Genomic DNA, 21,099 nt, shown 5'->3' with positions numbered 1-21,099 from the left:
AGGCAGGGCTTACCTGAACGCCATGACGATTAAACCGCTAGTCCTTCTTCCCGACCCGATCCTGCGCGAGACCTCCAGACCGGTCGAGCGCTTCGATGATCAGTTACGAACGTTTGCCGACGACATGCTGGCAACCATGTATGACGCGCCAGGCATTGGCCTTGCCGCCGTTCAGGTGGGCGAACCCTTGCGCATGCTGGTGATCGACGTTTCGGAAAAGGACGAAGAGCCTGCGCCCATGGTGGTGATCAATCCCGAGATCGTGGCCAGTTCCGATGCGCGCAATGTGCATGAGGAAGGATGCCTTTCCATCCCCGATTACTACGCGGAAGTGGAGCGGCCTGCAGGTGTCACGGTCAACTATCTCGATCTGGACGGCAAGCAGCAGACCGTGGAAGCCGACGGCCTTCTCGCTACCTGCCTGCAGCACGAGATCGACCATCTGAACGGTGTTCTGTTCATCGATTATCTGTCGAAACTCAAGCGCGACATGGTGGTGCGCAAGTTCAAGAAACTCGCCAAGGACCGCCCGCCCGCGCGCATGGTCGGCTGACCAATCTGCCCATGTGAGGCAATTGGCGCTGCGGGGCTTGACCGGAAGCGGATAAATCCGCTTCAAGCACCGCAGGAGCGCGGGTGCGCTCGTTTGACTGACTGAACGCATCGGACACGCTGCATGGCACTTCGTCTCATCTTCATGGGTACTCCGGATTTTTCCGTTGCCACTCTTCGGGCGCTGGCTGAGGTAGGACACGAAATCGTCGCCGTCTACTCGCAGCCGCCGCGACCTGCCGGAAGGCGAGGACTGGAGCTCACCAAATCTCCGGTTCATCAGGCCGCAGAATCGCTCGGCATCGAAGTGCGAACCCCGAAATCGCTCAAGGGCGAGGACGAGCAGGCTGCGTTTGCAGCGCTTGAAGCCGACGCCGCCATCGTGGTGGCTTACGGACTTCTACTTCCAAAGCCCATTCTGGACGGTACCCAGCTTGGCTGCTTCAACGGACACGCCTCGCTTCTCCCCCGCTGGCGAGGGGCTGCCCCCATCCAACGCGCGATCATGGACGGCGATACCGAGACCGGCATGATGGTTATGAAGATGGACGAAGGGCTCGACACCGGTCCCGTCGCGATGACGACACGCGTGGCCATCACGCCCGACATGACCGGCGGTGAACTTCATGATGTACTGAAGGATGCAGGTGCTGACCTGATAGTCGAGGCCATGGAAGCGCTCGAAAAGGGTTCATTGACGCTGACACCACAACCGGGTGAAGGCGCGACCTATGCCAAGAAGATCCTGAAGGCCGAGACCCGCGTTGACTGGATGCGCACCTCCCGCTCGGTTCACGACCACATTCGCGGGCTTTCGCCCTTTCCCGGTGCCTGGTGCGAAATCTCGTTTGGCGGCAAGCCCGAACGCGTCAAACTTATACGGTCACAACGCGCGGAGGGCAAAGGCACCCCCGGCGAAGTGCTGGACGAGGCCTTGAAGATCGCCTGCGGCCAAGGCGCGGTACGACTGACCGAAATACAGCGCGCCGGTGGCAAACCCATGCAGGCCGTCGAATTCCTCCGCGGCGCAAAGCTTAAGAAAGGAACCGTGCTTCCATGAGCGCATTGCATATACGACCTGAGACTGAAGGCGACCGCGACGCGATCCATACCCTGCTGCTTGCCGCCTTTGATGGCGATGGTGAAGCAGGCCTTGTTCAGTCGCTGCGTGCCGATGGAGACGTGGTTCTATCGCTCGTGGCTGAAACCGAAGGCGTGGTGTGCGGTCATGTGCTCTTCTCGCGCCTTCATGTGGTGATCGGCGACGCCCGCTATCCCGCCGTGGCACTAGCCCCGCTTGCCGTTTCACCTGCCCATCAGCGGCAAGGTATTGCTGCGCGGCTTGTCGAGGAGGCCCATCGGCATTTGATCAACACCGGCGAAACACTATCTGTTGTCCTGGGCGAGCCCGCTTATTATGGCCGCTTCGGCTATCGGCATGAAGATGCAGCAAAATTCGAGAGCGCGTATCAGTGCGAGGCGCTGCAAGCCGTGCGCTGGGGTGATGACGCACCCAGCACAGGAAAACTCGTTTATGCTTCAGCCTTTGGCAGGCTTTGACGATGGCGCGCTTCCGCATCGACATCGAGTATGATGGCGGACCCTATTTCGGCTGGCAGCGGCAGGCCACACACCATTCGGTGCAGGCGGCAATTGAGAATGCCATTGCCGCCTTTTCCGGTGAGGCGGTGACGCTTTTCGGAGCAGGGCGCACCGACACTGGGGTTCATGCGTTGGCGCAGGTGGCCCACTTCAACCTCTCGCGTGAATGGTCTGCGCGGACCGTGCAGAACGCAATCAATGCGCATCTTGCAATGGCCGAGCAAACGGTGGCCGTGATCGAGGCCGCGCAGGTGCCCGATGATTTCGACGCGCGGTTTTCCGCAAAAGCCCGGCACTATCTCTACCGCATTCACAACCGCCGCCCGCCCCTGACCGTTGACCGCGCCCATGCCTGGCATGTGGCGGCACCGCTCGATGCGGAAGCCATGCACGAGGCGGCGCAGCGGCTGGTGGGAACCCATGATTTCACAACGTTCCGCGCCGCTCAGTGTCAGGCAAAAAGTCCGATCAAGACACTGGAAAAGCTGGAAGTAACGCGCAACGGCGAATTCGTGGAAATCCGCGCCTCGGCCCGTTCCTTTCTGCACAATCAGGTGCGCTCCTTTGCAGGCACGCTGAAGCGGGTGGGCGAAGGCGGCTGGAGCGCCGACGACGTGACCCGGGCGCTCGAAGCCCGCGACCGCAAGGCATGCGGTCCGGTCGCTCCGCCGCACGGGCTTTACCTGACGCGTGTGGATTATTGATCCGCCCGTGGCTTGACCGCGAGCCGCTGCCAGCTTCGCCTATCCGGCACGCGTGAGCCCGAGCAGTCCTTCGAACGTGAACAGAATAGCGAGCGAAGCGGCAAACATGGCTGCGAAGACAGCTGTAGCGACAACTGGTCCTTTGCCGATGGCGGCATTTGTAAGCCGCCAAGAAAGCACCATCGTCGCAAGGAAGATCAGGAAGGTGACGAGATTTGCAAGATCCGCAGCCTCGGGAAACAGCAGCCGCATGAGCATAGCCGGGAGTGTTACCCAGGCAAACAGCGCGGACGCCCAGTTGTTTGCAATGACGTAGTGCACAAACCGATCGGCAATGCCGGCCGGACGCGCTGCAAGCGCTAGGATAGCATAGGGCAGAATCCAGGTGGCCAGGTCCGTCAACATCAACCGCGTGAACAGCGAGAAGCGGGAGGTGAAGATTTCGATGCCCGCCAATTCATTTGAGATCGCCGCCCACCCCACCACCATGGGCGGAAAGGCAACAAGGATAGCGAAGAACGAATTCCAGAAACCGTCCGCCGACAGATCAAGCAGGCGAAGGCCTTCAGACCGCCCCATCATCAAGCGCCAAACACCGGCAAGATATTGCTGGATCTCGGCGAATGAAGGCATCGTCAGCCAAACCAATCTTCTAGGAAACGCAGATAGATCTGCGTCAGGGTTTCGAGGTCAGACAGCGCCACCCGCTCATCGACCATGTGCATGGTCTGGCCGACGAGGCCGAACTCCACCACAGGACAGTAATCCTTAATGAAACGCGCATCCGATGTGCCGCCGGAGGTGGAGAGTTGTGGACGCGAGCCGACCACCGACTCGACCGAAGCCGACAGGGTTTCAACCAGTTTTTCGTCGCGCGTCAGGAAAACGGGGCTCGGGCGGCCAAGCCAGTCGATATCGAAATCGACCGGCTGGTCGATGCCCTTGCGCAGACGATTTTCCTCTGCCGCACGGTCGAGACGGTTATGAATTTCGGCTTGCAGGCTTTCCACGCTCCACGTGTCGTTGAAGCGGATATTGAAAACCGCCGTGGCCCTGGCCGGGATGACATTGGTGGCGGTGTTGCCCACATCGACCGTGGTGACTTCCAGATTGCTCGGCTGAAAATCGGCCGTGCCTTCGTCGAAGGGGGTCTCAAGCAGCGCTTCAAGCAATTGCATGAGGCCCGGCACTGGATTGTCCGCCCGGTGCGGATAGGCAACGTGCCCCTGACGGCCATTGACGGTGATGCGACCGGTGAGCGAACCACGCCGGCCGATCTTGATCATGTCGCCGAGCCTGTCGGGATTGGTGGGTTCGCCAACGATCGAGGCGTCCCATTTTTCGCCACGCTCCACGGCCCATTCGAGAAGCTTGATCGTTCCGTTGAGCGCCGGGCCTTCCTCGTCGCCGGTGATGAGGAAAGAGACGGAGCCTTTCGGCTTGCCGTGGGCCTCCACATAACGCGCAAGTGCGGCGACGAAACAGGCTATGCCACCCTTCATGTCAACCGCGCCCCGGCCGTACATCTGGCCATCGGCGATGGCGGCGGCAAAGGGCGGATGTTTCCAGGCTGCCTCATCGCCGGGCGGCACGACATCGGTGTGACCGGCAAACATGAGATGCGAGCCCTGGCCGGCGAGCTTGCCATAGAGGTTTTCGATGTCGGGCGTGCCCTCTTCGGAAAAGACCGGGCGTTCGACCATGCATTCGAGCGCCTTCAACATGCCCTGAAGCACGGAAAGCGCCTGCCCTTCCACCGGTGTGACGGAGGGACAGCGGATGAGTTCGGCGAGATTGGCGGCGGGATCTGTCGGCAGTGTCATGCGCAAGGGATAATCCAACAGGTCGTGCCTGTCACGCGGCAAACCTTCTATTGCTTCGGCGCGTTTGTCCGATCGCCATATTCATTCGCGCCAGCATCGCCCGGATAAAGACAAAGCACGATGAAGGCGAGGATCGATACCATCGGGATGAAGAGCGAAACGGCGAAAATGCCCGGCTTGCCAAAATCATGCAGCCGCTTGACACCCAGAGCCACGGACGAGAAGACCGAGACGAAGAAAATCCCCCAGAAAAGCAGGGCCCACATGCCGCTGGCGCCGCTACCCTCCGGCGCCAGGGTAAATCGATAGAGCGCAAAGGCCTGCAGGACAGCCAGAAGCATGCCTGCCAGAAAGAACGCGGCGCGGCTTACCCGTCCGGAAAAGCCGAAAAACAGCCAGGCGATCTGTCCCTTGGGCATTGCGTTTCTCCGCCGCTCGTCAATCGCGCAGGAGTTCGTTGATCGACGTCTTGGAGCGCGTCTTTTCATCGACACGCTTGACGATGACGGCGCAGTAGAGGCCCGGGCCTGCTTCGCCATTGCCCATGGGCTTGCCGGGCATGGAGCCGGCGACGACCACCGAGTAGGGCGGAACTTCACCGTAGAAGATTTCGCCCGTGGCGCGGTCGACGATCTTGGTGGACTTTCCGATATAGACGCCCATGCCCAGCACCGAGCCTTCGCGCACGATGCAGCCCTCGACCACCTCCGAGCGCGCGCCGATAAAGCAGTGGTCCTCGATGATGGTGGGGCCGGCCTGCATGGGCTCCAGAACGCCGCCGATGCCGACCCCGCCCGAAAGATGCACGTTTTTGCCGATCTGGGCGCAGGAGCCGACGGTGGCCCAGGTGTCGACCATCGTGCCCTCGCCCACATAGGCGCCGAGATTGACGAAGGACGGCATCAGAACGACGCCGGGTGCGACATAGGCGGAGTGACGCACAACGGCGTTAGGAACGGCGCGGAAGCCGGCCTTCTCGAACTCGTTGGCGCTCCAGCCATCGAACTTCGAAGCCACCTTGTCCCACCAGACGGCATCGCCTGGGCCGCCCTTGATGACCTGCATCGGGTTCAGGCGAAAAGACAGCAGGACGGCCTTCTTCAGCCACTGATTCACCTTCCAGGAGCCATCTGCCTGGCGCTCTGCCACACGCGCCTTGCCGCTGTCGAGCAGTTGCAGCGAGGCTTCCACCGCATCGCGGATCTCTCCGCGGGTATCGGTTGAAACGCCGTCGCGCTCGTCAAATGCCTTTTCGATTGTTGTTTCCAGCGCGGCGACATCCATACTCGTCATGCTTGCGGCTCCATTGAACAAGCTGTTAAGGGCTCAGCCATAGTTTTGGAAAAGGCCCCAGGTCGGCGCGGAAACTATGCGAAGCGTCACCAAGGGTCAATCTCGGGATCGCGCGGGGACGCGCCAACGGACGGATAAATGACGATGGATTCGAAAGACGAGAACGGCTGGACCCCTCTACCGCATTCAGACGAGGATCTGCGCCGTTCGCGGCAAGTGCCCGACACACCGCAAACGCGCGCGGAAACCTATCGTCTGGCCTGGGACGACGAGGACTTCATGACTCGGCGCGAGCTGCGTCCGGTGCGTCTGCAGCTGGAACTTCTGAAGCCGGAAATGGCGCTTGCGGAGCGCGGCATTCGGTCCACGGTGATCCTTTTCGGCGGCGCACGCTTGCCCGAGCCGGGTGGCGAGGCCTGGGCTGCCAAGAACGAGACGCAGAAAAAGAACCTCGAGAAGAACAGCCGATACTATCAGGAAGCCCGCAATTTTGCGCGGTTGTGCTCTGAAGAATCAGCCAAATCCTATTACCGTGAATACGTGGTGGTGACGGGCGGAGGGCCTGGCGTGATGGAAGCGGGCAATCGCGGCGCTGCCGATTGCGGTGCGCCTTCAATCGGCCTCAACATCGTATTGCCGCACGAGCAGGCGCCCAACCCCTATGTGACGCCGGAACTCTGCTTCAACTTCCACTATTTCGCGATCCGCAAGATGCACTTCATGATGCGGGCGAAGGCGGTCGCGGTGTTCCCCGGCGGGTTTGGCACGATGGACGAATTGTTCGAGACGCTGACACTGATCCAGACCGGCCGCATGGAGCGGGTACCCGTGGTGCTCTTCGGCAAGGAATTCTGGGAGGGTGCGATTGATCTGGCCTTCCTGGCGGAACAGGGTACGATTTCTCCCGGCGACGACGAGCTGATCACCTTTGTCGACACGGCAGAGGAGGCCTGGGCCAAGATTTCGGGGTTCTACGAACTCTGAGCTTCCATGCCGCAGCATGGGGGGGCTGGCGGCACGGACGCCAATCAGCTAGGCATTCGCGAATGACGCGATGCCCTTGCAACACAAGCTGGTTTGAGAGCCTGCGCTGCGATGCGAAGCTTTTCGCGGCCGTTGGCTTTGTCTCACTGCTTATGGGGCTATTGCAGCCACTGGCCCTGGCTGCGACTGCACCGGCCTCCTATGGCCTTGTCATATGCACCACCCACGGGATCGGCTCGGTTTCCGATGACAGTCGCGCGCATCCCCGCGCGGCTGATTGTCCGCTCTGCTTGAGTGGCCATGCATGCGGGTTCCAGCTCTCATCGGCCACACCGCATACTCCAGTTCTGATACTTCCCGTACGGCGGGAAAGCGGTGCCGTTTTGTCCCATTGGAAAGAACGGGTACGCACCACACCTTCCAGCGATACAGCGCACGCCATTCGCGCCCCCCCCGCCCCTGTCTGATCTTTCAAGTCCGGATTTTCCGGCAGTGTAAAGCTCAGTCAGGAAAGGCAAACCCATGCTTTCAAACAGATTTATCGCGGCAGCCGCCGCACTTCCACTGCTCGTATCGAGCGCCGCTGCCCATGGCACGGATGATCACCACCATTCTTCAAAGGTAGAGAGTACCGAAAGGACCAACGGTCACCAATCCCATCACGCGGTCCAGGTCGGTGATCTGAAGATTTCACACGCGCGGGTGCGTGCCATGCTGCCCGGCCAGCCCTCAGGCGGCGGTTACATGACCATAGAAAATACCGGTGCAGTCGATGACACTTTGGTGTCGTTGACCTCCACCCGCGCAGGCAAGGTGGAAGTGCACACCATGGAAATGAACAACGATGTCATGGTCATGCGCCCGGTCAAGGACGGTCTGACGATACCTGCCGGCGAAACGGTAACACTGGAGCCAGGCGGCCTGCACGTGATGTTCATGCAGGTGGAAAGAGGTTTTCAAGAGGGTGAGGCCATACCACTGACGCTCGGCTTCGAAAAGGCGGGCACGGTCGATATGGAGCTGATGACGGGCCCTGCCCGCGATAAAGCCTCCGATGGGGGGCACAACCACTAACGCCGGAGCGCGGGTATCTGCTACAGGGCGGCGTCGGCATGGCCGGCGCTGGCCCGAACATCTTCCAACCGAACTTCATCAGGCGTTCGAGGGCGGTGAACCACGGACACCAGAACGAAGGAAATGATCATTAGGAGATACCAAGAGCCCAGTTTGGAAATGGAAACCGGTGTCCATGCACCAGACTGCTCGGGATAGATCCAGGCGCGGGACCAGGTGCCGATGTTCTCCGCGAACCAGATGAACAATGCCACCAGCAGAAAGCCGAGCAGCAACGGCATTCGATGGCGAAACCGGAACACGCGGTAATGCACGGTGGTGCGTGCAAAAAGCAGCACCGTGGCCGCAAAGAGACCATAACGCACATCAATCGTATAGTGGTGGGCGAAAAAGTTCACATAAATCCCCGCGGCCAGAACCAATGTCATCCAGAACGCCGGATAGCGGGTATAGCGCATGTCGAAAATCCGGCTGATGCGCGCGAGATAGGATCCCACGGCGGCATACATGAAACCCGAGAAGAGCGGCACAGCGGCGATGCGGAATACGCTTTCCTCAGGATAGACCCATGAACCCGCTGAAGTCTTGAAGACCTCCATCACCGTACCGACCACATGGAAAATAAGGATGACCTTGGCTTCGGATGGCTGTTCAAGGCGAGCGGCCAGCATGAGAACCTGTATGGCAAGCGCTGCTAGAAACAGAAAATCGTAACGCGCCAGAAAGGCGTTCCGCGGCCACAGATAATGAGTCGCGATGATGAGCGCGAGCAGTAGCCCGCCGAAAAGGCAAGCCCATGCCTGTTTCAATCCAAACACGGCGAATTCAACCAGAGCGCCCGCCAGGCCGTGTGCAGGCAAGCTGTCGAGCACGCGATGCGCAATGGTGTCGATACGTGCTTCAAAGGACGTGAAGCGCCGCATCGGAGTCAGACCTTCATAACCGTTTCGAGAAATTCCGCGAGGTTGTCTGTGACGAAGTCGACATCGTCTTCCTCGTTCGGGTCCTGCTCCCATATCTCGGTGAAAGTCGGCTCGAAATTGTTTGGCACGACCAGAACTGTCGTCATACCTAGTTTCTTCGGCACTGCCAGATTGCGCGCGAGATCCTCGAACATGACTGCGTTCCTGCCTACCACCCGATGCAGGGCGACAAACTTGTCATAGGTTGCGGCAGCCGGCTTCGGAAGAAGACCGGCCGCAACGATGTCGAATATGTCATCGAAATGATCGAGTACGCCGAGCTGACGGGCTGTGCGCTCGGCGTGTCCCCGGTCGCCATTGGTGAAGATGAACTTGCGGCCCGGCAGCGCGCGGATCGCATCGCCAAGCGCCGGATTGGGGTCGAGCCACGAATAATCGATGTCGTGCACCTTCTCGAGAAAATCATCCGGGTCGATGTCGTAACGCTTCATCAGCCCGTTCAACGTGGTTCCATATTCCAGATATAGCTGTTTCTGAAGTTTTCTGGCTTCCTCATGCTCCATCTGCAGCAAATCTGTCATATACGCCGTCATCTTGACGTCGATCTGTGAAAACAGATTGCTGTGATGTGGATAAAGCGTGTTGTCGAGATCGAACACCCAATCGGTAATGTGGGAAAAGCGATCTGCTGAAATGCGGTCGGCCGAGAGCTGTTTTGTCATGGCCCCTTATGCCAGAGCCGACCGGTTCATCGCAATCAGCCAGCAGGTTTTTCCGCTTCGATCAAACGCCACGATGCAAAAGGACCGTGCCGCTATCGCAACTTATTGATGATTTCCATGGTCGGAACGCACCATATTTGCCTTCGCCTTACGATGTTCGCTTTCGCCACGGCGTTTCTCGCCCAACCTGAGCCGAGCTTCGAAGCAACGTGTGCGCAATTGCGCGACAAGCTTGCCAGCACTCGATTCCAAAAACGATGAGTGAATCACCATTGACGTGTTGAGTGAAGTGCGCGCGGTGGAGAACGACGGCTTAATCGGCTGAATGCTTATCTACGAAACGCTCGATCCCGAAGTGGTGTGCGTGATCTATGAAATCTACATATGCCAAGCGGGTGATCGTGTGGTGCTGAGTGGAACGCTGAATCAGATCGATGCCGACCACGCAAGTCTCGACCCCTGCCTTCATTACCCGGCAGATGCCGAACGAACCCAGCCTTTGAGGTAGCCCGAACTGGTATACCAGCTTCACAGATCTGCGCCCTTGCGCGTTTGGCGCGAGGGCTGCAGAAAACGCAGCATGGAATTGTGGATCCCCATCACCATTGCCGCAGCCTTTCTGCAAAACCTGCGATCCGTCGGGCAGAAGCACCTCAAAGGCGTCATGGGCACGACCGGAGCGACCTTCGTTCGCTTCGGCTTCGGCATGCCGTTCGCGCTAGCGCTTTGGCTCGCACTTCACTTTGCGGCCGGCTTCGAGTTCCCTGAGCTCCACGGGACCTTTTTCGCTTGGACAATGCTCGGTGGATTGGGGCAGATTTCCGCGCAATTCCTACTGATCTATCTCTTCTCCTTCCGCAATTTTGCGGTCGGCACCGCGTATTCGCGCACCGAGCCGGCGCAAGCGGCGATCTTCGGCCTTGTGCTTCTTGGCGAGGTCGCCGGCTTCGGAGCATTGATCGCCATCGCCGTCACGGTGGTCGGCGTGATGCTTATCTCGGTGGCGCGCGTGCCTATGAGCTGGGGCAATCTGTTCGGTTCGCTCATCAGCCGCACAGCCCTTATCGGCCTTGCGTCCGGCACCCTGTTCGGGATCACGGCTGTGGCTTATCGTGCCGCATCACTCTCTCTGGGTGGACCCAATTACGTGATGCAAGCGACCACGACGCTTGCCGTGACCATCACCTTTCAGACCGTCATCATGCTTGCCTGGATGCTCTGGCGCGACCGCGCGGAGGTCGGGCGGATCGCGAAGGCCTGGAAGCCATCGCTATTCGTCGGCTTTGTCGGCGCGGCGGCTTCGCTCGGCTGGTTCAGCGCCATGACCCTCCAGCAAGCAGCGGTGGTGAAGGCGCTGGCGCAAATCGAGATGATCTTCGCCTTCGCCTCCTCCGTTTTCTTCTTCCGCGAACACATCAACCGCACGGAAGTGGCGGGCTGCCTGCTGATTGTCGCGGGGATCTTGCTGCTAGTGCTTTTGTAGGGCTACTGCCCATCCCAAGCGGAAGCCCCCGACGACTCTGTTCGTTCTGCGAAGAGCCCGAGCGCCGCATTGAGGCCGTTGATTGCCGCCGGCCAGCCACCATAGGCGGCCATCTGCAGAATGACTTCCAGAATCTCGCGCTCGGCAGCACCCGCCGCAAGCGCATGTTCGATGTTGACCCTGAGTTGCGGGGCCGTCTGTCCACCAAGCGCAGTCAACGCCGCCACAGTGGCAAGCTGGCGCGTTTTCAGGTCGAGACCCTCGCGAGCATAGAAGCGGCCATAGGCACTTTCGATCAGCGTTTCCGCCAACCCCGGCAGAGCGTCATCATAGCGCTGGGCCAAAATCGTCTCGAGCTCGGGATTGAGCTTTGCCGCAATCTCACGCCCCTGTTCGAGGGCCGACAGCGCCACTTCGTTGCCAATCGTGTTCTCAATGGTCATAAGTCTGTTCCTTGAGGCCGTCCTCGGCGCGGTGGCGCATTTCGATCTCGGCATAATTCATGATCTTGTGGTCGAGCAGTTCGACACATGCCTTAAGTTCATCGATCTTCGCCAACACCACCATGCGCTGATGTTCCAGCATCTCGCGGCGCTGAACAGAGCTGCGCTCGCCGTCACGACGTAGACGAGCATAGGTCTCCACATCGGCAAGCGGCATTCCGGTGGCTTTCAACAATCTGATGAATTTCAGCCATGCGATGATGTTTTCGTCATAAGCACGCTGACCACCCTGCCGCCAGGGCGGATCGATGAGACCAAGCTTCTCGTAATAGCGCAGCGTGTCGATGCTCAGACCGGTGCGTCTTGCGACTTCGCCAATCTTCATGCGGCCTCCCGCACGGGCTGCAGCGCATCCTCAGCCCCAAAGGCGCAGGCTCTTTCGACGCCGCTTGCCTTTAATGCCTCAAGAAACCGTTCGATGACGGTGTGCTCTTGCATATGTGCATCTCCATTGTGTGCACATATGCATTTACTTTCTGGAGTGAACTCCAGGTCAAGCGTGTTTTCGATTTTTCTCGAGAACTCACCCTCACGGAACGATCAGCGTTCCTGCGCCGTGCTCGGTGAAAAGCTCGAGCAGAACCGCATGCGCGGTCTTGCCGTTGAGGATGACCACGCCTTCCACACCGCGCTCGATGGCCTGAATACAAGTTTCCACCTTGGGGATCATGCCGCCGGAAATCGTGCCATCCTTGATGAGGGAGCGGGCTTCGGCGACCGTCAGCTCGTCGATCAGCTTCTTGTCCTTGTCGAGCACGCCAGGCACATCGGTGAGAAACAGAAGGCGCGTGGCGCGCACGGCGCCGGCAATCGCCCCGGCAAACGTGTCGGCATTGATGTTATAGGTGTGGCCGTCGCGGCCGGGCGCCACAGGAGCTATGACGGGGATCATCTCTGAATGAGCAAGGAGATCCAGCAATGTGCGGTCGACCTCCACCGGCTCGCCAACGAAACCGAGATCGAGCACGCGCTCGATGTTTGAATCGGGGTCGACCACGGTCTTGTGAGCCTTTTCGGCGAAGACCATGTTGCCATCCTTACCGCAGAGACCGATGGCCCACTCGCCCTCGGCGTTGATAAGCGCCACGATTTCCTTGTTGATGGAGCCGGCCAAAACCATCTCCACGATCTCGACGGTTTTCTCGTCCGTGACGCGAAGGCCGCCCTCGAATTTCGATTCGATGCCCATCTTCTTGAGCATGGCCGCGATCTGCGGGCCGCCACCATGGACGACGATGGGGCTGACGCCGGACTGCTTCAGGAGCGCGATGTCACGGGCGAACGCCTGGCCAAGGGCCGCATCGCCCATGGCGTGGCCGCCATATTTCACGACGATGGTCTTGTTTTCATAACGCTGCATATAAGGCAGTGCCGCCGAAAGGAAGCGGGCCTGAGCTTCAGCGGTTTCCGTCATGTCCGTCATCGTGTTGTTCCCCAAAGTCAAAACGGCGGTTTCATAAAGCATTTTTCGCTGCAAGTGAAACGATCTTGCTGGTCAGGCGGTAAAAAGCTGCGTGCGCGAACGGTAGGCTGCGGACTTGCCTTTTCCTCGACGCGCCATAACTCCCTCGTTTCTTCGCCTTTCCCACCATGCCGTTTGCGCCTAGTCTCCAACAATGACTCCGAATGAGATAACGAAGCTGATCTTTCGCACCGCGCTCAAGGAGCGTGCGGCTTTCGATCTGCTTTACCGCCACACGAGTGCGAAACTCTTCGGCGTTTGCCTGCGTGTCTTGAAGGACAGGGCAGAGGCCGAAGAGGCACTGCAGGACGTGTATGTGAAGATCTGGACCAAGGCAGACCGGTTTGCAGCAACGGATCTCAGCCCGATAACCTGGCTGGTGGCCGTGGCGCGCAATCACGCGATTGACAGGCTGAGGGCGCGCAAGGCACCCGCCGCGGAACTGGATGAGGCGCAGGCGATTGCCGATCCGCAGCCCAGCCCGGAAAGCCAGGCGGAAGCCGGCAGTGAGCGACGGCTTATCGACGCCTGTCTTGGCGAACTGGAAGCCGATCGCGCCAAGGCTGTGCGTGGTGCCTATCTTGACGGCGACAGTTACGCCGAACTTGCGGCCCATTTCGATGTGCCGCTCAACACGATGCGAACGTGGCTGCGGCGCAGCCTCTTGAAGCTCAGGGAATGCCTAGAACGATGACGGTGGCAGACGAAAACGGACCCGATGGTCGCGACGATGATCTCGTCGCGGCCGAATATGTGCTTGGCGTTCTGGCAGCCCACGAGCGCGCGACCACCGCCCGCCGTATCGAAACGGAAGGTGAATTTGCACGCTTAGTGGAAGCGTGGGAGGCACAGCTTGCACCCATGGCAGATGCTTATGAATCGGCGGAGCCTCCCGCAAACGCAAAATCTCTTATCGACGCACGGCTTTTCGGCGCTCGAACGGCTGCGGAGAGACCAGGCCTGTGGTCGAGCCTCGCTTTCTGGCGCGGCGCTGCCATGGCTGCGCTTGTGGCATTGGTGGCTTATGTCGCCCTCACCTACACGAACCTGCCTTTCGGCAATCAGCCGCTCCAGGAACAGCGTTTCGTTGCCTCGCTCGCCCATGACGACACCGATGTGCGTTATCTTGCGGTCTATGACGGCACCAAGCGCGACGTGGCGCTCTCCCATGTTTCAGGCGCGCGGCCCGATGGGCGCGATTTCGAGCTCTGGGCGATCGAGGGCGACAATCCGCCAGTATCTCTCGGGGTCATTCCGGTCGGATCCAGCGTTCATGTGGCGTTGAGCGAGGCTCTTGGCGCTGCCATCGAAGCCGGCGCCGTGTTTGCCATCACCACCGAGCCACTGGGCGGTTCGCCGGATGGCACACCCACTGGACCTGTGGTCGCACTCGGCGATTTGCGCGACATCTGATTTCGGTCTTCAAAAAATAATCAGTTTTTTTGAAACTTCCCGGAGAGCCCCTCCGTGTCTCCTCATGTTCCCAAAACGGACTGGCCAGGATGGCGGTCCCATAAATGACCTGAGGAGTTCTAACATGCGTAAGATCACTGCTTCCATTCTCGCCGGCTCGATTGCTCTCGCGTTCACAGGCACGGCTCTGGCCGAGAACCCGATGGTTGGCGGCGCGGCCATGTATGCCGACAAGAACATTGTCGAGAATGCAGTCAATTCGAAAGACCACACCACTCTGGTTGCTGCCGTGAAGGCTGCTGATCTGGTCGATACGCTGTCGGGCGAAGGGCCTTTCACCGTGTTTGCCCCCACCAATGCCGCTTTTGAAAAGCTGCCCGACGGCACGGTCGAAACGCTTCTGAAACCGGAGAACAAGGAAACGCTTGCCACGGTTTTGACCTGCCACGTGGTGGCAACGGAAGCCATGTCGAGCGCCATCGGCAAGATGATCGCCGATGATGGCGGCAACCACCCGGTCAAGACTGTGGGCGGCTGCATGCTCGAAGCGAAGATGGACGGCGACAAGATCACCCTGACCGATGAGAACGGCAACGTCGCCACCGTGACAATTGCTGATGTGGATCAGTCGAATGGCGTCATCCACGTGATCGATACGGTTCTTCTGCCCAAGAGCTGATTGATTCCGGTGGGGCTCCCGGAACGGCGGGGGGCGGTACAGCGCCGCCCCTCGCACCTCACACGGACTTGACTTTGAGGTGATGGCCCTTCGACTTAACGTCCGGAGCATCAAAAGGCGCACCGACAGTGCACAGGAGTAATACGATGAAACGTCGCAACTTTCTTTATGGCACGGCAGGCGCGCTGGTAGCATTGGCAGGCGGCGCTTTTGTGCTGCGCGACCGCCCCGGAGGCAGCGCCAGGGCCGAATCCTTCGAGATCACAAAGACTGAAGAGGAATGGCGCGCGATCCTCACCGACCAGCAGTTTGCGGTGCTGCGGCAGGAGGCGACGGAACGCGCCTTCACAAGTCCGCTCAACAATGAGAAGCGTGCCGGTCTCTTCCATTGCGCCGGCTGCGACCTGCCGCTCTATTCATCCGAGGTAAAATATGATTCGGGCACCGGCTGGCCGAGCTTCTGGGAAGCGCTGCCGGATGCCATCGGCACCAAGCCCGACAATTCGCTTTTCATGACGCGTACCGAATGCCATTGCCGACGCTGCGGCGGCCACCAGGGGCACATCTTCGATGACGGCCCCGCGCCGACCGGCAAACGTCACTGCATCAACGGCGTGGCGTTAACGTTCAAACCAGGCGCTACAATGCCGAGCTAGAGGCTTGGCATTCAGCCGTCGGTCACCGCGCGGGCGATCGCATCGCGCAGTTCGTCCATGCCGTGGCCCTTTTCCGATGAGGTTGCGACAATCTCAGGAAATGCGGCTGCGCGCCTCTTCAGTTGCGCCTCGGTTGCGGCAAGCAGTTTCTCAACCGCCGGCGGCTTGATCTTGTCGATTTTAGTCAGCACCACCTGATAGGATACTGCCGCCTTGTCGAGCAGGTCCATGACCTCCTCGTCATTCGTCTTGATGCCATGGCGGGCATCAATCAGCAGGAAGACACGCTTCAGCGTGACACGCCCCCTGAGATAGTCGAAAACCATTTCGGTCCAGGCGTCCACCTGCGCCTTGGGCGCCTTGGCGAATCCGTAGCCGGGCATGTCTATGATCGCCATGGGCGGAAGATCGCCGTCCGCGCCCGAATAGCCATCGGGCACAAAGAAGTTCAGTTCCTGGGTGCGGCCGGGCGTGTTGGATGTACGGGCCAGGCCGCGCTGTACGATCAACGCATTGATGAGCGATGACTTGCCCACATTCGAGCGCCCGGCGAAGGCCACCTCGGGTGGTCCTTCAGGTGGCAGAAATTTCATGGCCGGGGCACCACGCAGGAAAACCCACGGCCGCAGGAATATCCCGGGTTTAATTTGCGCCTTGCCGGCGGCTGCGCCATCGTGTGATGCGTTCACGCCATCATCTCCATTGCCGTTCACATCACGGCATCAAGACTGACGGGGCATTTGTCAACTGCGCTTGTTGTTGAAACCGTGTTGCGAAGGTCACTCAAGTGGTGCCGAGAGCCTGCATTGCGCTGAGACGGCTTGATCGAGGGTCACGGCCAGCTTCATGCAGAGCCCGCCTGAGACGTTCGAGGTCAACCGCTTCCTCTGGGTGCCATCCGCAGGGACCGCAGGACGGTTCGCAATGCGCGTGGGTTGTTTCGCGATAGATGTCTCTGATGGGCGTGCGGCTTCGCACATCACGGCCAATGGCGCCAGACCGGTTCGGTGCATGACCGCGCTCATTTCCTTCATCATCTGAATTTTTACATGTGTGCGCGCCTGTTCGCGACGGCGTTCAAACTCACTCACGGGCTCCAATCAGTCCTGGTAAGTGTGCAGAAGGACCGCGCATGGCCCCCTCGAACGCTCGCATACCGCCCGTCATAACGTGCAATTCGCCGCAGGCCTCGTCCAGCTCCCGCATCGCCTCGAAGAGCGCTTCGCGGTCCCGACAGTGGGTATCGAAGAGAGCAACGAAAATCATGTTGCTGCCATCATGCGGCTCCGGCGTCTCATTCGCGCGTGAAAGGCTCTCGGCGGCTGCACGCTTGGCGGCCTGCACCTTGGACCGCAGCCGCTCTACACGCAGGAATTTTCCACGGTGGCGTTCGAGTTCATCAGCCTCACAGGCATGATGAGACGCAAACTCTTCAATCGGGCTCAGATGCATCATGGCAGTTACCTCTCGGCCTCCGGTCGACCGGATAAGCGACACGACCGAAGACACAAACACAATACTATACCAAAACTGTCAAGTTTAATGATGCCGCCGGGCATTCCTGTTAGACGGCATTTTCAAGGGCATCGAGATCGGCACCGCGTATCGCTGCAAGGTTGCGACTGATCTTGTCTACCGGCCAATCCCACCAACCGATGTCCACCAGAGTCCTCACCGTCTCGGGCGCGAAGCGCAGACGCAGAACGCGCGCCGGGTTGCCCACGGCGATGGCGTAAGGCGGAATATCGGAGGCAACGACGGCACGGGCCCCGATCACGGCTCCATCTCCAATAGTGACGCCCGGCATGATCTGCGCCTTCCGTCCGATCCACACATCACTGCCCACGGTGGTGTTGCCGCGGCTATGCTCGAGATAAACCTGGCCATCAAAACCCTCCTCCCAGCCATGGCCGAAGATATTGAACGGGAAGGTGGAGAAGCCAGTCATCAGATGGTTGGCCCCGTTCATCACAAATGTGGCGCCGTGGGCGATGGCCACGAACTTGCCGATAACCAGTCGATCGCCGAGAAAGTCGAAATGATAAAGGACATTCCGTTCCTCGAAACGCTCGGCGCCCACGGGATCGTCGTAGTAGGAAAAGTCTCCCACTTCGATGTTAGGCCGGGTGATGAAGTTCTTAAGAAAAATGGCTCTGGGAAAGCCCGCCATCGGGTATGGCGTTGCCGGATCAGGTCCATGCATGAGGACCTCCTTGGTCAAAACAGGGGAATAACCCACCGCCTCCGTCAAAACGGTAAAGGGCCGGACCTCAAGTCCCGGCGGCGTGTGCTTCGGTCCCCTTATTTGATCATCGAGGCAACTCCCTTGGTGCAGATTCTGTCCTTAGCGGAAATACGGGAGGACAGCAATCACACCCACTGAACCAGCGCCATCGCATAGCTTGCGAGCGCGACCAGGGAGGCGAGCGCGCGCACATGGTTCCACATCACCCATCGGGAGAGATATTCACGCCACACTTCCGCCCCTTGCGTTGAAGTCGGATCAACCTTTGCCAGCGTCTCGTTCATGGGCACGTTGAACATGACCGTGACAAGAAAGGTGCCGACCAGATACGCAACACTCCCGAAGAGCAGCCAGAGCCCGCGGGAAGGCACAAGCCCGAACAGGAAAAGAACGCAAAACACAATGCCAAGCACTGCCGTGCCGAAGAACGCCGCGAAGAAAACCCGGTTGAGCACGGTGGCATTGATGGCCTGCATCACCTGAATGCCCGCCGGGAGAGGGACCCGCCCAAGAGCCTGCATCACCGTGTTTGAGAATGAGAAGAAAAAACCCGCCATGACACCGGCACCCAGCGTGGCGAGAAACACGAACGCGAAAACAAGTCTGTCAGCCACAGCGATCTCTCCGTTTCACGAGAGCGTACTCAATTCTCCCGGATCGCGTCAGAGATAGGCAAAAAGCTCCCGACATTTACTGCCAATGCAGGTGGGACAGATATCCATCCGGAGCGGCAGAGGACAAGAAAAAGGCCCGCTTTCGCAGGCCCCTTCCTTCTATTCCGACTATTCGGCCGGTTTGGGCTTTTTCTTGAACAGACCTGCCAGATTATCCCAGAGTTCGATCTTGGCGCCCTGGCGCTTCATGATCACACCCTGCTGGACAATCGAGAGGAAGTTGTTCCATGCCCAGTAGATCACCAGACCTGCCGGGAACGTGGCCAGCATGAAGGTGAAAACAACCGGCATCCAGTTAAAGATCATAGCCTGCGTGGGATCGGGCGGCGTCGGGTTCATGCGCATCTGCAGGAACATTGTGATGCCCATGATCAGCGGCCACACGCCAATCATCAAGAATGATGGCACGTCATAAGGCAACAGGCCGAACAGGTTGAAGAGCGACGTGGGATCGGGCGCCGAAAGGTCCTGAATCCAGCCGAAGAACGGCGCGTGTCGCATCTCGATGGTGACGTAGAGCACCTTGTAGAGCGCGAAGAAGACCGGAATCTGGATCAGGATCGGCCAGCAACCGGCGATCGGATTGATCTTCTCTTTCTTGTAGAGCTCCATCATCGCCTGCTGCTGCTTCATCTTGTCATCCGCGTATTTCTCGCGGATTTCCATCATGGCAGGCTGGACCTTCTTCATGTTCGCCATGGACTTGTAGGACTTGTTGGCGAGCGGGAAGAAGATGAGCTTCACAACGACCGTGGTTGCAAGGATGGCCACGCCGAAATTGCCAAGCAGCTTGAACAGCCAGTCGATGAGATAGAACATCGGCTTGGTGATGAAGTAGAACCAGCCCCAGTCGATCAGAAGTTCAAACTGGCGGATGCCGCGGTCTTCTTCATAAGCATCGACGACATTGACCTCCTTGGCACCGGCGAACACCATAAGCTCGCTGGTGGCGGAAGCACCATCGTCAACCGTGATCTCGTCGGTCAGATAATCGGCCTGGTAGCGTTGCTTGCCGTCGCCCGAATAGGTGTAGCGCGGCTGGAACTCGCGGCCATTCTGCGGGACCATGGTCACAGCCCAATATTTGTCGGTGATGCCAAGCCAGCCGTCAGAGGATTTCGCAGGTGTAATGCGCTTTTCCTCTTCGACATCCGAATAGTCGATTTCCTGCAAGCCCTCATCGCCGGTCACGCCGATCAGGCCTTCGTGCAGGATGTAGATGCCGGAGGTCTGGGGCGTCCCAATGCGGGTGGTACGGCCGTAGTTGCGCAGTGCCACGGCAGCACCGGAGGCGTTTTCCACCGTGTCGGAGACCGCGAACATATAGTTTTCGTCGACCGAGAAAGTGCGCTGGAAAGTCAGGCCCTTTTCATTGGTGTAGGAGAGCGTGACGGGGCTCGACGGCGTGAGCGTTTCGCCTTCGGCAAGCGTCCATTCGGTCGAAGGACCGGGCAACGTACCGGCCGCCTCACCACCAACGTAACCCGTCTCAACATAATAGCCATCAGGGCCAGTCGAGGGGTTCAGAAGCTGAATGTTGGGTGAATCCTTCTCAACGGTCACCCGGTAGTCCTTGAGGAGCAGGTCATCGAGACGCGCACCCGTCAGATTGATCGAACCGGAAATACGCGGCGTCTCGATCTTCACACGTGCGCTACCGGCTACGGCTGCGGCACGGTCAAGTGGCGCAGCCGATGGGTTGGCGGAGCCAGGCACAGCACCCTCGCCGCCAGAAGGTGCAGGTATATCGCTGTTCTCACCGCTCGAAGACGCAGTGGCCGGGGCCGTTTCTGCTGCCTGCTGTTCTTCAATCTGGGCCGCCTCGCGCTGCTCTTCGATCCGGGGGTTCATGTAGAACACCTGCCAGAGCGTCAGGATCAACACGGACAGCGCGATCGTGATGAGAAAATTGCGATTGTTATCCATCGATGTCCTTGCCCTTTCCACGCCCGGCATCGGTTTCTCCAATGCGACGGGAAAGCTCGTCTTTTAGGGAGGCGAACGGCGCATCAAGCACAGAACGCCGCGCCACGATCACATAATCCTTGCCGGCGGCCATGTCGTGCACCGCATGGAGGCGGCAGGCTTCCTTGAGCCGCCGGCGCACGCGGTTTCGAACCACCGCGTTGCCGACTTTCTTCGTGACTGTAATGCCCAGCCGTGGCGGGTCCTGATCGCCGCGATCGAGCACTTCCAGCAGAAAAAGCCGCCCACGCCGCTTTTCACCGCGACGGACGGCCAGAAACTCGGCACGCTTCTTCAGACGCGCCGGGGGTGGGACGGCTGGCCGGTCCGTCATCTTTCCGG

At 59.4% G+C, this 21,099-nt stretch carries 27 protein-coding genes; 12 read left to right on the top strand and 15 right to left on the bottom strand.

The window, feature by feature from the left end; translation table 11 throughout:
• Positions 1-22 precede the first annotated feature (22 nt).
• The 4 genes from def (at position 23) to truA (ending at position 2,858) form a co-directional block, all read left to right on the top strand.
• Positions 23-553, top strand: a complete 531-nt coding sequence (def, locus tag KW403_RS12855) for a peptide deformylase (RefSeq protein ID WP_223019865.1) — start codon at positions 23-25, stop codon at positions 551-553.
• A 123-nt stretch (positions 554-676) separates the two neighbouring features.
• The gene (fmt, locus tag KW403_RS12850) at positions 677-1,612 is read left to right on the top strand and encodes a methionyl-tRNA formyltransferase (RefSeq protein WP_223019864.1); all 936 of its coding nucleotides are present in this window, start codon (positions 677-679) and stop codon (positions 1,610-1,612) included.
• On the top strand, positions 1,609-2,112 hold the full coding sequence (locus KW403_RS12845) for a GNAT family N-acetyltransferase (protein ID WP_223019863.1): 504 nt from the start codon (positions 1,609-1,611) through the stop codon (positions 2,110-2,112). Before fmt ends, KW403_RS12845 begins: the two co-directional genes overlap by 4 nt.
• Positions 2,113-2,114: 2 nt before the next feature.
• Complete coding sequence (gene truA / locus KW403_RS12840; RefSeq protein WP_223019862.1) at positions 2,115-2,858, top strand: tRNA pseudouridine(38-40) synthase TruA; 744 nt, start codon at positions 2,115-2,117, stop codon at positions 2,856-2,858.
• Positions 2,859-2,897: 39 nt separating this feature from the next.
• Here the strand turns inward: truA and KW403_RS12835 are convergent, their stop codons facing one another.
• Genes KW403_RS12835 through dapD form a run of 4 tightly spaced genes read right to left on the bottom strand, consistent with a single transcriptional unit; the run spans position 2,898 to position 5,974 of the window.
• The gene (locus KW403_RS12835) at positions 2,898-3,491 is read right to left on the bottom strand and encodes a transporter (RefSeq protein WP_223019861.1); all 594 of its coding nucleotides are present in this window, start codon (positions 3,489-3,491) and stop codon (positions 2,898-2,900) included.
• A gap of 2 nt (positions 3,492-3,493) precedes the next feature.
• A complete protein-coding gene (gene dapE, locus KW403_RS12830) occupies positions 3,494-4,681 on the bottom strand; it encodes a succinyl-diaminopimelate desuccinylase (protein ID WP_223019860.1) in 1,188 nt (395 codons plus the stop codon).
• Positions 4,682-4,728: 47 nt separating this feature from the next.
• Positions 4,729-5,100: a DUF805 domain-containing protein gene (locus KW403_RS12825; protein WP_223019859.1), complete on the bottom strand. Its 372-nt coding sequence runs from the start codon at positions 5,098-5,100 to the stop codon at positions 4,729-4,731.
• 19 nt (positions 5,101-5,119) lie between these two features.
• Positions 5,120-5,974 (bottom strand): 2,3,4,5-tetrahydropyridine-2,6-dicarboxylate N-succinyltransferase, encoded by an 855-nt coding sequence (dapD, locus tag KW403_RS12820; protein ID WP_223019858.1) that lies wholly within the window; start codon positions 5,972-5,974, stop codon positions 5,120-5,122.
• A gap of 144 nt (positions 5,975-6,118) precedes the next feature.
• Between dapD and KW403_RS12815 the strand changes: the two genes are divergently transcribed.
• Complete coding sequence (locus KW403_RS12815) at positions 6,119-6,958, top strand: LOG family protein (protein WP_223022555.1); 840 nt, start codon at positions 6,119-6,121, stop codon at positions 6,956-6,958.
• Between the two features lie 522 nt (positions 6,959-7,480).
• Complete coding sequence (locus tag KW403_RS12810) at positions 7,481-8,032, top strand: copper chaperone PCu(A)C (RefSeq protein ID WP_223019857.1); 552 nt, start codon at positions 7,481-7,483, stop codon at positions 8,030-8,032.
• 20 nt (positions 8,033-8,052) lie between these two features.
• On the opposite strand, the gene KW403_RS12805 is transcribed toward KW403_RS12810, so the two are convergent.
• Both KW403_RS12805 and KW403_RS12800 read right to left on the bottom strand, forming a co-directional pair.
• Positions 8,053-8,955 carry a DUF817 domain-containing protein gene (locus KW403_RS12805; RefSeq protein ID WP_223019856.1) on the bottom strand — a complete coding sequence of 301 codons (903 nt, stop codon included), beginning with the start codon at positions 8,953-8,955 and terminating at the stop codon, positions 8,053-8,055.
• 5 nt (positions 8,956-8,960) lie between these two features.
• Complete coding sequence (locus KW403_RS12800) at positions 8,961-9,677, bottom strand: pyrimidine 5'-nucleotidase (protein ID WP_223019855.1); 717 nt, start codon at positions 9,675-9,677, stop codon at positions 8,961-8,963.
• 325 nt (positions 9,678-10,002) lie between these two features.
• On the opposite strand from KW403_RS12800, the gene KW403_RS12795 reads away from it, so the two are divergent.
• Both KW403_RS12795 and KW403_RS12790 read left to right on the top strand, forming a co-directional pair.
• The gene (locus KW403_RS12795) at positions 10,003-10,185 is read left to right on the top strand and encodes a hypothetical protein (protein WP_223019854.1); all 183 of its coding nucleotides are present in this window, start codon (positions 10,003-10,005) and stop codon (positions 10,183-10,185) included.
• A 72-nt stretch (positions 10,186-10,257) separates the two neighbouring features.
• Positions 10,258-11,160, top strand: coding sequence for a DMT family transporter (locus tag KW403_RS12790; protein WP_223019853.1), 903 nt, complete (start codon positions 10,258-10,260; stop codon positions 11,158-11,160).
• A gap of 2 nt (positions 11,161-11,162) precedes the next feature.
• Here KW403_RS12790 and KW403_RS12785 read toward each other — a convergent pair whose 3' ends face one another.
• The 3 genes from KW403_RS12785 to argB form a co-directional block, all read right to left on the bottom strand.
• Positions 11,163-11,603: a carboxymuconolactone decarboxylase family protein gene (locus tag KW403_RS12785; protein WP_223019852.1), complete on the bottom strand. Its 441-nt coding sequence runs from the start codon at positions 11,601-11,603 to the stop codon at positions 11,163-11,165.
• The gene (locus KW403_RS12780) at positions 11,593-11,988 is read right to left on the bottom strand and encodes a MerR family transcriptional regulator (RefSeq protein ID WP_223019851.1); all 396 of its coding nucleotides are present in this window, start codon (positions 11,986-11,988) and stop codon (positions 11,593-11,595) included. The genes KW403_RS12785 and KW403_RS12780 overlap by 11 nt, the downstream gene beginning before the upstream one ends.
• Before the next feature lie 204 nt (positions 11,989-12,192).
• Positions 12,193-13,086, bottom strand: coding sequence for an acetylglutamate kinase (gene argB / locus KW403_RS12775; RefSeq protein ID WP_223022554.1), 894 nt, complete (start codon positions 13,084-13,086; stop codon positions 12,193-12,195).
• 193 nt (positions 13,087-13,279) lie between these two features.
• On the opposite strand from argB, the gene KW403_RS12770 reads away from it, so the two are divergent.
• The 4 genes from KW403_RS12770 (at position 13,280) to msrB (ending at position 15,873) form a co-directional block, all read left to right on the top strand.
• Complete coding sequence (locus tag KW403_RS12770) at positions 13,280-13,819, top strand: sigma-70 family RNA polymerase sigma factor (RefSeq protein WP_223019850.1); 540 nt, start codon at positions 13,280-13,282, stop codon at positions 13,817-13,819.
• The gene (locus tag KW403_RS12765; protein ID WP_223019849.1) at positions 13,816-14,538 is read left to right on the top strand and encodes an anti-sigma factor; all 723 of its coding nucleotides are present in this window, start codon (positions 13,816-13,818) and stop codon (positions 14,536-14,538) included. Before KW403_RS12770 ends, KW403_RS12765 begins: the two co-directional genes overlap by 4 nt.
• A 124-nt stretch (positions 14,539-14,662) precedes the next feature.
• Positions 14,663-15,217, top strand: a complete 555-nt coding sequence (locus tag KW403_RS12760; RefSeq protein ID WP_223019848.1) for a fasciclin domain-containing protein — start codon at positions 14,663-14,665, stop codon at positions 15,215-15,217.
• A gap of 146 nt (positions 15,218-15,363) precedes the next feature.
• A complete protein-coding gene (gene msrB / locus KW403_RS12755) occupies positions 15,364-15,873 on the top strand; it encodes a peptide-methionine (R)-S-oxide reductase MsrB (RefSeq protein ID WP_223019847.1) in 510 nt (169 codons plus the stop codon).
• A gap of 11 nt (positions 15,874-15,884) precedes the next feature.
• Here the strand turns inward: msrB and yihA are convergent, their stop codons facing one another.
• The 6 genes from yihA to rnpA form a co-directional block, all read right to left on the bottom strand.
• The gene (yihA, locus tag KW403_RS12750; protein WP_223019846.1) at positions 15,885-16,562 is read right to left on the bottom strand and encodes a ribosome biogenesis GTP-binding protein YihA/YsxC; all 678 of its coding nucleotides are present in this window, start codon (positions 16,560-16,562) and stop codon (positions 15,885-15,887) included.
• Positions 16,563-16,956: 394 nt separating this feature from the next.
• The gene (locus KW403_RS12745; protein WP_223019845.1) at positions 16,957-17,328 is read right to left on the bottom strand and encodes a hypothetical protein; all 372 of its coding nucleotides are present in this window, start codon (positions 17,326-17,328) and stop codon (positions 16,957-16,959) included.
• 109 nt (positions 17,329-17,437) lie between these two features.
• Positions 17,438-18,076 (bottom strand): CatB-related O-acetyltransferase, encoded by a 639-nt coding sequence (locus KW403_RS12740; protein WP_223019844.1) that lies wholly within the window; start codon positions 18,074-18,076, stop codon positions 17,438-17,440.
• Positions 18,077-18,243: 167 nt separating this feature from the next.
• Positions 18,244-18,732: an anthrone oxygenase family protein gene (locus KW403_RS12735; RefSeq protein ID WP_246637772.1), complete on the bottom strand. Its 489-nt coding sequence runs from the start codon at positions 18,730-18,732 to the stop codon at positions 18,244-18,246.
• Between the two features lie 168 nt (positions 18,733-18,900).
• Positions 18,901-20,718, bottom strand: a complete 1,818-nt coding sequence (gene yidC / locus KW403_RS12730) for a membrane protein insertase YidC (protein ID WP_223019843.1) — start codon at positions 20,716-20,718, stop codon at positions 18,901-18,903.
• The gene (gene rnpA / locus KW403_RS12725) at positions 20,711-21,091 is read right to left on the bottom strand and encodes a ribonuclease P protein component (RefSeq protein WP_065816320.1); all 381 of its coding nucleotides are present in this window, start codon (positions 21,089-21,091) and stop codon (positions 20,711-20,713) included. Before rnpA ends, yidC begins: the two co-directional genes overlap by 8 nt.
• Positions 21,092-21,099 lie beyond the last annotated feature (8 nt).

The organism is Nitratireductor kimnyeongensis (assembly GCF_019891395.1).
Classification (GTDB): Bacteria; Pseudomonadota; Alphaproteobacteria; order Rhizobiales; family Rhizobiaceae; genus Nitratireductor; species Nitratireductor kimnyeongensis.
This window is presented reverse-complemented; position numbering and strand designations above follow the sequence as displayed.

Excerpts from the sequence above, each read along its gene's own strand:
- KW403_RS12825 (WP_223019859.1), bottom strand. The coding sequence starts at position 5,100 with ATGCCCAAGGGACAGATCGCCTGGCTGTTTTTCGGCTTTTCCGGACGG.
- fmt (WP_223019864.1), top strand. The coding sequence starts at position 677 with ATGGCACTTCGTCTCATCTTCATGGGTACTCCGGATTTTTCCGTTGCC.
- KW403_RS12815 (WP_223022555.1), top strand. The coding sequence starts at position 6,119 with ATGGATTCGAAAGACGAGAACGGCTGGACCCCTCTACCGCATTCAGAC.
- def (WP_223019865.1), top strand. The coding sequence starts at position 23 with ATGACGATTAAACCGCTAGTCCTTCTTCCCGACCCGATCCTGCGCGAG.
- msrB (WP_223019847.1), top strand. The coding sequence starts at position 15,364 with ATGAAACGTCGCAACTTTCTTTATGGCACGGCAGGCGCGCTGGTAGCA.
- argB (WP_223022554.1), bottom strand. The coding sequence starts at position 13,086 with ATGACGGACATGACGGAAACCGCTGAAGCTCAGGCCCGCTTCCTTTCG.
- yidC (WP_223019843.1), bottom strand. The coding sequence starts at position 20,718 with ATGGATAACAATCGCAATTTTCTCATCACGATCGCGCTGTCCGTGTTG.
- KW403_RS12745 (WP_223019845.1), bottom strand. The coding sequence starts at position 17,328 with ATGATGCATCTGAGCCCGATTGAAGAGTTTGCGTCTCATCATGCCTGT.
- KW403_RS12740 (WP_223019844.1), bottom strand. The coding sequence starts at position 18,076 with ATGCATGGACCTGATCCGGCAACGCCATACCCGATGGCGGGCTTTCCC.
- dapE (WP_223019860.1), bottom strand. The coding sequence starts at position 4,681 with ATGACACTGCCGACAGATCCCGCCGCCAATCTCGCCGAACTCATCCGC.
- dapD (WP_223019858.1), bottom strand. The coding sequence starts at position 5,974 with ATGACGAGTATGGATGTCGCCGCGCTGGAAACAACAATCGAAAAGGCA.
- KW403_RS12805 (WP_223019856.1), bottom strand. The coding sequence starts at position 8,955 with ATGCGGCGCTTCACGTCCTTTGAAGCACGTATCGACACCATTGCGCAT.
- KW403_RS12765 (WP_223019849.1), top strand. The coding sequence starts at position 13,816 with ATGACGGTGGCAGACGAAAACGGACCCGATGGTCGCGACGATGATCTC.
- KW403_RS12785 (WP_223019852.1), bottom strand. The coding sequence starts at position 11,603 with ATGACCATTGAGAACACGATTGGCAACGAAGTGGCGCTGTCGGCCCTC.
- KW403_RS12770 (WP_223019850.1), top strand. The coding sequence starts at position 13,280 with ATGACTCCGAATGAGATAACGAAGCTGATCTTTCGCACCGCGCTCAAG.
- KW403_RS12835 (WP_223019861.1), bottom strand. The coding sequence starts at position 3,491 with ATGCCTTCATTCGCCGAGATCCAGCAATATCTTGCCGGTGTTTGGCGC.
- rnpA (WP_065816320.1), bottom strand. The coding sequence starts at position 21,091 with ATGACGGACCGGCCAGCCGTCCCACCCCCGGCGCGTCTGAAGAAGCGT.
- KW403_RS12780 (WP_223019851.1), bottom strand. The coding sequence starts at position 11,988 with ATGAAGATTGGCGAAGTCGCAAGACGCACCGGTCTGAGCATCGACACG.
- KW403_RS12800 (WP_223019855.1), bottom strand. The coding sequence starts at position 9,677 with ATGACAAAACAGCTCTCGGCCGACCGCATTTCAGCAGATCGCTTTTCC.
- KW403_RS12760 (WP_223019848.1), top strand. The coding sequence starts at position 14,663 with ATGCGTAAGATCACTGCTTCCATTCTCGCCGGCTCGATTGCTCTCGCG.
- KW403_RS12790 (WP_223019853.1), top strand. The coding sequence starts at position 10,258 with ATGGAATTGTGGATCCCCATCACCATTGCCGCAGCCTTTCTGCAAAAC.
- KW403_RS12795 (WP_223019854.1), top strand. The coding sequence starts at position 10,003 with ATGCTTATCTACGAAACGCTCGATCCCGAAGTGGTGTGCGTGATCTAT.
- KW403_RS12810 (WP_223019857.1), top strand. The coding sequence starts at position 7,481 with ATGCTTTCAAACAGATTTATCGCGGCAGCCGCCGCACTTCCACTGCTC.
- KW403_RS12845 (WP_223019863.1), top strand. The coding sequence starts at position 1,609 with ATGAGCGCATTGCATATACGACCTGAGACTGAAGGCGACCGCGACGCG.
- truA (WP_223019862.1), top strand. The coding sequence starts at position 2,115 with ATGGCGCGCTTCCGCATCGACATCGAGTATGATGGCGGACCCTATTTC.